Raw genomic sequence first — 1674 nt, forward strand, 5'->3', positions numbered from 1 at the left:
CATCTTAATCTCCATTCCGCCGCCTTCGGCTGGCGGCACAAATAGTAATGAAAGTGTTTCAACTCTCTACATTGTGCTGTAAAATTATTTACAAGAAGCTACACTACAAAGCACGGGAGGAGGAGTTGTAACAACTTTCTTCGTTTTAGACAGCATCTTAATCAGTGTAAGTTCTGCCTTTTCAAGCACAAATAAGTGGCTCCATGAGACCGTACACTAAGAATTGTTTAAGCGCCTTCGTTTAATTGTGTGGCAGTTCAGTCAATGGCTTCTTATCTTTTACGAAAGGAGTCTGACTATGAAAGTTACTTACCAAACCTGTTGTGGTGTCGATGTTCACAAATCTTTTCTCGTTGCCACCATCGTCAAAACCACTGGTGGTATCGAACCTTCTTACCAAAAGAAACGCTTTTCCACCTTTAATAACTCAATTCTTGAATTCAAACAATGGCTTATCAATAATAATTGCCATGATGTCTGCATGGAATCCACTGGTAAATACTGGATTCCTGTCTTCAATCTTCTTGAAGATCAAATCAACGTTACCATTGCTAACCCCAAATGGGTAAAAGCTGTAAAAGGCAACAAAGATGATACCAAAGATTCTAAATGGATTGGAGATTTATTCCGTCTTGGACTTGTAAAAGGCAGTTATATTCCTTGCAAAGCTATCCGTATTCTCAGAGAATACACCAGATATCGCTACAAGCTTGTTTCCTGCCGTTCAAGTGAAAAGAATAGATATCAGAATGCTCTTACTGTTTGTAATGTTGCATTAGATTCTGTCGTATCCGATATCTTTGGGAAGTCATCCACATCCATTATCGACTATCTACTTGAACAATCAGGTACTACGATTAACCACGAAGAAATCGCATCTAAACTTCTTAGACGCCTCAAATCCAAAGAAGATGCTGTTATAGAATCCGTCGAAGGATATCAAATGACTGATGCCCAAAAATACCGTATGCGCCTCGTCCGCGCACACATGGATTATATCACAGCTGAAATCAACGATGTTGATAAAATGATAGAAAATATGATTTCTTCTAATCCTGATTTTGAAAATGCTATCCAGTTTCTCTGTACCATTCCGGGTGTCAAACGTGATAGTGCAATTACTATCATCTCCGAAATCGGTACTGATATGTCTCAGTTCTCAAGTTCCAAACGTTTATGTTGCTGGGCTGGTCTTACACCCGGTAGCAATGAATCTGCTGGTAAGAAGAAATCTGTTCGGATTACACGTGCCGGAGTCTACCTCAAACCTGCATTAGTACAGTGTGCTCATGCAGCCGTAAAATCTGACAAATCTCCTTACTACAAAAAGAAATATGAATCACTTGTTAAACGCCGTGGCAAGAAAAGATCCATTATCGCTATTGCCCGTATGATTCTTACTGCCATTTATCAGATGCTGTCTACTGGTGAACAGTGGAATCCGAGCGATCTTTACAAAATCGATATGCCTGTAGCTCTTGTTGAAAAACAAAAAGCGAAGGCTATCAAGCAAGCCAAGAAACTATTGCAACGAGAAGGATTACTTCCTCCTGATGAACCATTAGCTTCTTAAATCTAATTTCCAGACTCTATAACGCTTCAAAAAGTTGCCTAATTAAGACAGCTTATTAAAGTATGCCCATTTATGGCTGTCCTCTACTTTCTTTCACACTA

1 protein-coding gene is annotated in these 1674 nt (G+C 39.4%); it reads left to right on the forward strand.

The features are described 5' to 3' along the window. The first annotated feature begins 298 nt into the window (after positions 1-298). Entirely contained in the window at positions 299-1573 is a 1275-nt protein-coding gene (locus OCV70_RS18795) for an IS110 family RNA-guided transposase (RefSeq protein WP_173768643.1), read from the forward strand. Positions 1574-1674: the final 101 nt, after the last annotated feature.

The sequence above is a fragment of the Blautia acetigignens genome (genome assembly GCF_025566865.1).
GTDB classification, from domain to species: Bacteria; Bacillota; Clostridia; order Lachnospirales; family Lachnospiraceae; genus Blautia_A; species Blautia_A acetigignens.

Coding starts and splice junctions, on each gene's coding strand:
- OCV70_RS18795 (WP_173768643.1), top strand. CDS start 299: ATGAAAGTTACTTACCAAACCTGTTGTGGTGTCGATGTTCACAAATCT.